10 protein-coding genes are annotated in these 8,174 nt (G+C 66.1%); 4 read left to right on the plus strand and 6 right to left on the minus strand.

All coding sequences use genetic code 11. From position 1 onward, the window contains the following. From B4A72_RS08825 to B4A72_RS08835, 3 genes are all read left to right on the plus strand, one after another. The coding region (locus B4A72_RS08825; protein ID WP_292978362.1) for a cbb3-type cytochrome c oxidase subunit I at positions 1–1,995 on the plus strand (1,995 nt) is incomplete at its 5' end. A 1-nt stretch (position 1,996) separates the two neighbouring features. Next, the gene (locus B4A72_RS08830) at positions 1,997–2,380 is read left to right on the plus strand and encodes a hypothetical protein (RefSeq protein WP_292978364.1); all 384 of its coding nucleotides are present in this window, start codon (positions 1,997–1,999) and stop codon (positions 2,378–2,380) included. Next, positions 2,377–3,681 (plus strand): c-type cytochrome, encoded by a 1,305-nt coding sequence (locus tag B4A72_RS08835; RefSeq protein ID WP_292952769.1) that lies wholly within the window; start codon positions 2,377–2,379, stop codon positions 3,679–3,681. Before B4A72_RS08830 ends, B4A72_RS08835 begins: the two co-directional genes overlap by 4 nt. A 39-nt stretch (positions 3,682–3,720) precedes the next feature. On the opposite strand, the gene B4A72_RS08840 is transcribed toward B4A72_RS08835, so the two are convergent. The 6 genes from B4A72_RS08840 to B4A72_RS08865 all read right to left on the minus strand — a co-directional run bounded on the left by B4A72_RS08840 (position 3,721) and on the right by B4A72_RS08865 (position 7,211). Next, the gene (locus B4A72_RS08840; RefSeq protein WP_292952766.1) at positions 3,721–4,347 is read right to left on the minus strand and encodes an SCO family protein; all 627 of its coding nucleotides are present in this window, start codon (positions 4,345–4,347) and stop codon (positions 3,721–3,723) included. Next, a complete protein-coding gene (locus tag B4A72_RS08845) occupies positions 4,347–4,814 on the minus strand; it encodes a copper chaperone PCu(A)C (protein ID WP_292952763.1) in 468 nt (155 codons plus the stop codon). Before B4A72_RS08845 ends, B4A72_RS08840 begins: the two co-directional genes overlap by 1 nt. A 24-nt stretch (positions 4,815–4,838) precedes the next feature. Then, complete coding sequence (locus B4A72_RS08850; RefSeq protein ID WP_292952760.1) at positions 4,839–5,498, minus strand: DsbA family protein; 660 nt, start codon at positions 5,496–5,498, stop codon at positions 4,839–4,841. Then, positions 5,498–5,917, minus strand: a complete 420-nt coding sequence (locus B4A72_RS08855; protein ID WP_292952757.1) for a disulfide bond formation protein B — start codon at positions 5,915–5,917, stop codon at positions 5,498–5,500. The genes B4A72_RS08850 and B4A72_RS08855 overlap by 1 nt, the downstream gene beginning before the upstream one ends. A 5-nt stretch (positions 5,918–5,922) precedes the next feature. After that, complete coding sequence (locus B4A72_RS08860; RefSeq protein ID WP_292952754.1) at positions 5,923–6,525, minus strand: SCO family protein; 603 nt, start codon at positions 6,523–6,525, stop codon at positions 5,923–5,925. Positions 6,526–6,701: 176 nt separating this feature from the next. Next, positions 6,702–7,211, minus strand: coding sequence for a phage tail protein (locus B4A72_RS08865; RefSeq protein ID WP_292952751.1), 510 nt, complete (start codon positions 7,209–7,211; stop codon positions 6,702–6,704). A gap of 214 nt (positions 7,212–7,425) precedes the next feature. Here B4A72_RS08865 and B4A72_RS08870 point away from each other — a divergent pair. Then, a partial coding sequence (locus B4A72_RS08870) for a PKD domain-containing protein (RefSeq protein ID WP_292952748.1) occupies positions 7,426–8,174 on the plus strand: 749 nt, incomplete at its 3' end.

Consider the following 8,174-nt stretch of genomic DNA (forward strand, 5'->3'; position numbering starts at 1 on the left):
TTCATCGAGGTCGCCTCGATCGCGGCGGCGGTGGAACTGATCGTGGGCACGCTGAAATGCCGCCCGCCGGGGATGCGGCTGAACCTGATGCCGCTATACGGCTGGTATGTGCTGGTGGTGGCGGCGATGATCCTGTTCGCCTTTCCGCCGCTGATCGCCGGCGACATCCTGTTCGAGATGGAGCGGATGTTCGACTGGCCGTTCTTCGATCCGGCCCGTGGCGGCGACCCGATCCTGTGGCAGCACCTGTTCTGGATCTTCGGCCACCCCGAGGTCTATATCGTGTTCCTGCCCGCCATCGCGCTGGTGGCGATGATCGTGCCGACCTTTGCGCAGCGTCCGATCCTGGGATATTCCTGGATCGTTCTGGCGGCGGTGGGCACCGGCTTCCTGTCCTTCGGCCTCTGGGTGCATCACATGTACACCACGGGCCTGCCTTCGGCCTCGCTGGGGTTCTTTTCGGCCGCCTCCGAGGCGGTGGCGATCCCGACCGGCGTGCAGATCTTCGTGTTCCTGGCGACGCTGCTGACCGGGCAGGTGATCTTTTCGGTGCCGATGCTGTTTGTCGCGGGCGCGCTGGCGACCTTCGTGATCGGCGGGCTGACCGGGGTCATGGTGGCGCTTGTGCCCTTCGACTGGCAGGCGCACGACACCTATTTCGTGGTCGCCCACCTGCATTACGTGCTGATCGGCGGAATGCTGTTTCCGCTTTCCGCCGGCATCTATTACTACTGGCCGATCGTCAGCGGCCGGAAACTGTCCGACCGGCTGGGGCGGTGGGCGTTCTGGATCATGTTCACCGGCTTCAACCTCGCCTTCCTGCCGATGCATTATTCCGGGCTTGCGGGCATGGCGCGGCGGGTCTGGACCTATCCTGCCACGCTGGGGGTGGGCACCGCGAACCTGATCTCCAGCATCGGGGCCTTCGTCTTCGCCGCCGGCTTTCTCGTCATCGTCTGGGACGTGCTGCGCCCGCGCGGCAGGGAACCCTATGCCGATCGCAACCCGTGGAACGCCGGCACGCCGGAATGGCTGACCGAGATGCCGGGCGAGAACTGGGGCGTCCGCTCGGTTCCGATCGTGACCACGCGCTATCCGCTGTGGCAGCAGGCGAACTTCATCGAGGACGTGGACAAGGGGCGCTTCTACCTGCCGGACGCCGAAGAGGGGGAACGCGAGACGCTTGTCACCTCGGTTCTCGACGCCCGGCCCGAGCAGTGCCTGCGGGTGCCGGGGCCAAGCTTCATGCCGATGATCGCCGCCGCCCTGACCGGAGCGGTGTTCATCTTCACCACCTTCAAGTTCTGGATTCCGGCGCTGGTCGCCATGGTGCTGGCAACCGTGTCGATCATGGTCTGGCTCTGGCGCGGCACGGCAGTCATTCCCGAAAAGCCCGAAAAGAACGTCGGCCTGGGCCTCAGCCTGCCGCTCTATGTCTCGGGACCGAAATCGACGGGCTGGTGGGCGATGTTCATCACCATGACGGGCGATGCGATGGCCTTTGTCGGGCTGGCCTTCGGCTACATGTTCTATTTCACCATCCATGCCGATTTTCCGCCGCCGAACATGGCCGGGCCGGGCGTGTTGTGGCCAAGCCTGTCGCTGGGCCTGTTCGGCGCGGCCTGGGCGGCATCGCTGGGCGCGCGCAACCTCAACCGCGCCGGGCGGGTCGGCATCGCGCGCGGCCTGATGGCGGCGGGCAGCCTGCTGTCGCTTGGCGCCGGTGCGGCCCTGCTGTGGGGCCCCTGGACCTTCGGGCTGAACCCTGCCGATCACGTCTATCCGGCGACGGTCTGGGTGCTGGCGATCTGGACCGCCGTTCACGCGGCGGTGGGCAGCCTGATGCTGGGCTATTGCCTGGCGCGGTCGGTCTTTGGCAGGATCACGCCGCGCCATGACGCCGATATCTCGAACGTGGCGCTTTATTGGCATTTCATGTTCGCGACCGCACTGGTGACGGTGACGTTGCTGGCATTTTTCCCGATGCTGGTCTGAGGTGGCGATGCTGGGACTGGGCAAGACCGAGGACACGCTATGGACGCTGATCGCCGCGCCGACGATCTGGGCGTTTCACTTTCTGTTCAGCTATACGCTGGTGGCCTGGCAATGCGCGCCGAACGGCGATCCCTTCCGCGACATCGGCGGCACGCGCGCAATGATCGGTGTTGCCACCCTGACCTGTCTGGGCCTGATCGGCCTGATCCTGCGCCGCGCCTGGCGCGAATGGCGCGAAGGTGGCGGCGGCTTTCGCAACGATCAGGACACGGCCGAAGCGCGCGAAGGGTTTCTTGAATTCTCGACGCTGCTGCTGGCGGCATTGTCCTTCGTGGCGGTGCTGTTCGAGACCCTGCCGATTGTCATGATCGGGGATTGCCGATGAGGCTGAGGATCGTCCTGACCTGGAAAAGGCTGGCCGGCCTCGTGGCTCTCGGCATGGCCGGGGCGCTGTTTGTCGGCTGGTCGGGGCTGGTTTCCATCGCCGCCTCGTCGGGACACTGGCCGGTGACGCGCTGGTTTCTTGGCTGGACGCTGGAGAACGCCGTCGCCACCCAGTCAACGCCGGTCGAAAAGCCCGAGGGGCTGGATCTGTCCGATCCGGCGCTGATCCAGCGGTCGGCCGGCAATTATGCGACAAGCTGCGCCGCCTGCCATGGCGCACCCGGCGTGGCGCAGTCGCCGGTCGTGGCCAACATGGTTCCGTCGCCGCCGCGGCTGGAGGACAGCGTCGGCGACTGGAGCGACGAGGAATTGTTCTGGATCGTCAAGAACGGGTTCAAATATACCGGAATGCCCGCCTGGCCGGCGCAGGGCCGCGATGACGAGGTCTGGGCGCAGGTGGCCTTTCTGCGCGCCTTGCCCGACATGACCGCCGCGACCTATGCCGATCTTGCCCTCGGTGGCGGCGTCGTGGATGACGACCTCGAGGCGGGCGGGCAGGCGCTGGCGGCGCTGGACGGCATTTTCGAGAACGCATTGGAAAATTGCGCCCGCTGTCATGGCCGCGACGGGCTGGGCCGGGGCGACCGCACGGCAGAGGGCGCGTTTCCGATCATCGCGGGCCAGCCTGCGCCCTATCTCAACGCCACCTTGCTGGCTTTCGCGCAGGGCAGGCGCGAAAGCGGTTTCATGCAGCCGCCGGCCAGCCGCTATGACGCGCAGACCCTTGCCGAGCTTGCCGAATACTTTGCCCGACAGCCCGGTCCGGTGCCGGAACCCGGTCCCGAAACCGCCGCCGGCAAAGGCGCGGAGCCAGCGTTGGGCGCGTCCGGGCCGTTGGTCCTGCCACTGGACACGCCGCAGGATGCCGCCGGTATCCTCGAAGGTGACACCGATCTTGACTATGCCACTGTGCCGATGGCCGCCCCCGGCGGCCCCCCCGCCACGCCCGAGGCGCTGCTGTCCCTGGGCCGGCGCATCGCCCTCGACGGCATCGCCGAGGCTGGGATCCCGTCCTGCCAAAGCTGCCACGCCCTGGGGCCGAAGCCGCGAAGCCCAGATTTTCCGGCGCTCGCGGGACAGCCCGAGTGGTATCTTGCCCGGCAATTGGTGCTTTGGCGCGACGGCAAGCGCGGAGGAACCCCCTTTGCCCCGGTGATGGAGGCAATCGCCGAGCGGATGACAGAGGAACAGATCGACGCGGTATCCGCCTGGTACGCCGGGCGGCCCCGGAGCGACCGCTAAGACGGGGCGGCCGGTTCCGCGCCGTCACGATTCCCTGCCTCAGCTCGCCGCCTTCGCCTCTTTCTTCATGGCACGGCGGATCTTGGGGATCGCGAATTCCCTCGGCTCGTGATAGTCGATCATGGTGACGAAAAGCCCCTCGGCATCGAACAGAAAGACGCCCGAGGTGTGATTCATCGTATAATCGCCGTTTTCGGTCGGCACTCTTTCATAGGTCGCGCGGAAACCGGCGGCGGCGCGCGCGATCTGCGGCTCCGGGCCGGTCCAGCCGCGGATCGCCGGATGGAAATAGCCAAGATAATCGGCCATCGCCCGGACCGTATCGCGCGCGGGATCGACGGTGATAAGAACCACGTTCCATTCATCACCATCCGGTCCCAACTCGTCCAGCCAGCCGGAGATGTCCGAAAGCGTGGTCGGGCAGACATCGGGGCAATAGGTGAAGCCGAAGAAGACCATCGTCGGACGGCCGATCAGGGATTTCGGTCCGACGCTGTTGCCCTCGTGATCTGTCAGGCGAAAATCCATCGCGGAAAGGGCCATCGGCCGCAATCCCGCCGCGTCGGGCGCACCGGGCCCGTCCACCCGCCACCAACCGACCGCCAGCGTCAGCGACAGCGCGCCAAGGCCGGCCGCGCCGTATCCCAGAAACGCCCGCCGCCGCATCAGTCCCCGGGTCCGCGTGCGGCGATGCCGAGGATCGGCACTTCGACGATCGTCTGGCCGCCATCCTCGAAAAGCAGCGTCAGCGGAAAGGTCTCGCCTTCCGTCATCGGCGCTTGCAGCCCCATCAGCATCGCGTGCAGCCCGCCGGGTTCCAGCGCCACGCTGTCCCCCGGTGCAATCGTGATCCTGCCCGCGGGCGTCATGGAACTGATGCCCTGGGCATCGGTCCTGCTTTCGTGGATTTCGGGCATCATCGCCAGCGGAGTTGCAAGCCCGGTCAGCGTCACCGGCTCCTCGCCGGTATTGCGAATCGTCATGTAGGCGGCACCGGGGCGCTTGACGCCGATCGAGGCGCGCGCCCACGCGCCGGCAACCACGACATCCCCGGATCCTGCCAGAGCCGGCGATGAAAGCCCGGCGACAGTCAGAAGGGCGGCCAGCGCGCCCGCGAACAGAAGGTCTTTCATCGGAATGTTCCCGTGTTCCACCATTCAGCTCTGCGCCGCGGCGACTTCGGCCGAGACCAGGCGCCGCAATTCGGCCTCGCCGAACGGGTCGAGCGGCTTGTCGTTAACGAAGAAGGTGGGGGTCTGGCGGATACCCAGGGTTTCGACATCGGCGCGGTCCTGGTTCAGGATTGCCACGACGTCAGGCGATTGCATCTGCGTGCGCGCCGCCTCGGCGTCGAGGCCGGCGGCGGTCGCGATCTCGAGGATCAGGCCCGGCGGCGGCGTCCCGCGCGAAGCCCATCTGGGCTGTTCGCGCAGCAGCGCATCCATGACCGGACGATAGACATCCTGCATCCGCGCCGCCTCGAGCACGCGCACGGCCTCTTCCGAGGATTCGCCGTGAAACGGGGTATAGCGGATCACCACGCGCACGGCGTCCCCGTTCCGGGCCATGATGTCCTTCACGATCGGGTCGAACGCCCGGCAGGCTTCGCAGGCCGGATCGAAAAATTCGACGATTGTTACCGGCGCATCCTCGGGCCCGAGAACCGGAGAATAACTTCGGATCAGCGTGTCTTTGCGATCCGCCGTGACGGGGGCCGCGCCGGCGGTCGGCGCGGGCCGCGTCGCATACCATGCGGCACCGCCAAAGCCGGCGGTCCCCAATGCGAGAACGGACAGGATCAGGCCGCGTCGTTGCATTATCGTGTTTCCTTCAGTGAAAGGGCCGACAGCAGACCGATCAGGGCAAAGGCCACAAGCGCCATCAGCGGGATCGGAATGCCAAGGACCAGTTGGTTTTCATCGGTGCAGGAGGGTCCTGTGGCGGTGCAGGGCTGGATGCTTTCGGGAATCAGCCCGACATAGAGGCCCAGGTGCCACAGCGCGACCGCGCCGCCGCCAAGCGCCAGTGCGATGCCATAGCGCCCGACGCGATCGTCCCGCCACCAAAGCCCGAGTCCCAGGATGATGGCCAGGGGAAACATGAAGGCGCGCTGGAACCAGCAAAGCACGCAGGGCGATTGGCCCAGCACCTCGCCGATGAACAGCACGGCGAGCGATGCGAAAAGCGCAATGGTCCAGGCCAGCCCCAGGGCGGTCGCGCCGGACAGACGGGTCATGGCGGTCAGATCCTCTCTTGCAGGTCGGCCAGAATTTCTTCGGCGGGCGTGCCGTAGGGCCAGGAATCGACGAAGCCCGCCGCGGGGTCGAAGAGGAAAAGATGCGACGTGTGGTTCATCGTGTAACCATCCGGGGCCGAGGCTTGCTCGATCCGCTCGTAGAAGATCGGGAAGGTTTCCGAGGTCGCGGCGATCTGTTCCGGCGTGCCGGTAAGGCCGATGATGCCCGCATCGAACAGGGGAACATATTCCGCGAGGGCCCCGGGCGTGTCCCGTTCGGGATCCACAGAGATGAAGATCGGCTGCACCTTGGCGGATTCATCGCCCAGTCCGTCCATCACCGACGCGACCTCCGACAGCGTCGTGGGACAGATATCGGGGCAATTGGTGAAGCCGAAGAAGACCAGCATCCAGCGCCCGGCGAAATCGTCCTCTGTCCGGACCACGCCGTCATGACCGGTCAGTTCGAAATCGGCGTAGAAGGGCGGCTCTTCCCGGGCCTGGTCGGGCGCGGTCCGAAAATCCGACCAGAGCAGCAGCCAGGCCAAAGCCAGCGCCGCAACGCCCGCCAGCACCCACAAAATCCTTCGCACCGATGCCAGGGACATCCGTCTCACCTGCCGCTAATCCGTTTCGCGCAAGAATCATGTCCTCACCGCAGGTTCAAGCACGGATTGCCTGCCGCGACAGCATGTCACCCGTCCGTGAAGCCTTTGCCGCCCGGCCGGCGGCCAGAGCGGCGCCGAACGCGGGGAGGGCGCGTCGATACCCCGCAGATGCGCCCTTAGCTTCGCGACGGGAAGATGCCTTCAAGAGCGATGATGTAATTGATGCACAGGGTCGGGGGCATGTTGTCATGCGGCTGGCTGCCGCCGCTGGTGGCGATTGTGGCCGGGTTCAGCGCCACCGTCGGCGATGTCGTTGCCGAATAGATCGCCGAACGTGCCAGCAGATCACCCGAGGGCCGGTCATTGTCGGCAGGTGCGTTCAGCACGCTGACCTCATGGCTGTGGCTGGGCATCTGCGTCGTGTCCAGCGTCACCGTCTCGCGTCCCAGCGATTGCCCGATTTCCCGCGGCGTCAGGCCGGGGCCCGAGCCTGCATGCATCGGCACCCTTCCGCGAAGGTCGGGCAGGCTGAAGCTGGTGCGGCCATCGCCGCCATAGGTCGTGCCGAGAATGCTGAAGAGCGCCGAATTCGATGCGATCGCCAGCAATTGACCATCGCAGAACGCCCATCCGCGCGGCGCGAAATTTCCGCCGAACAGAACGATCATGCCAATGAATGGATCCATCTGAGTTCTCCCGAAGCCTGTCAGTGTCGAAGGGTGTCCAGTCATGGCCCGACGGGGCCATGCGGTCCGGCCAAGGTTTATTCACTTCACCGGACGGCTTCTGTGTCCCGGAACACAGAATGCGACAAATGGCGCCATTAGCCTGCAGACAGATTTCGAAATGCCGTTTCCGGGCGCGTCCGCGCCGGGGACGCAGAATGAACGGGACAGAGACATGACGCGCTTCAGATCCATTCTGGCGGTATTGGGACTGGGCCTGACGGCCGCGACGGTTCCGCCGGCCACCTCCCTCGCCCTGGGTCCGGGATTTTTCGATCAGGTCATCGCGCCCGCGGGCCTGACCTGCAGCTTCAACGCCTATCATGATTCCGCCGCGCAGGAGACACAGCTGAACCTGTTCATCCCCAACGGGGCAAGCCAGTCTTCCGGAGGGAATTACTGGTCAGGCGGCGTGATCACCAGCTGGCCCGGCGGCGATATCACCGCGGCCGCGATCGCATCGGAATGCGGCGCGACGAATGTGGTCGTGACATTGTCGGACGGCGCCAACGGCACCTACGCGACCGATGATTTCGTCGGAGTCGAGTTCCGGGCCACCTCGCTCGCGGACGGAAACACCCGTGACTACGTCATCGGGGCCTCGGGGGCGGGATCGACAGTTCTGGTCAACAATTCCACGATGGTCGCCAACACGCCGCCGACGGCCGATGCGGGGCCGGACCGGACGGTGGGCTCGGGCGCGGCGGTGACGCTTGACGGCAGCGGGTCGGACGCCAACGATGCCGGCCAGAGCCTCGGCTATGCCTGGAGCCAGAGTTCGGGCCCGGCGGTCACGCTGAGCGGGGCTGCGACGGCGACGCCGGGCTTCACCGCGCCGGTGCTGGTGGCCGGCGCGGCGGACGCGGTGCTGGTCTTCAGCCTGGTGGTGAATGACGGCTCGGATCCCTCGCCGGCCGATACGGT

Source organism: Paracoccus sp. UBA5162, from assembly GCF_002413585.1.
Classification (GTDB): Bacteria; Pseudomonadota; Alphaproteobacteria; order Rhodobacterales; family Rhodobacteraceae; genus Paracoccus.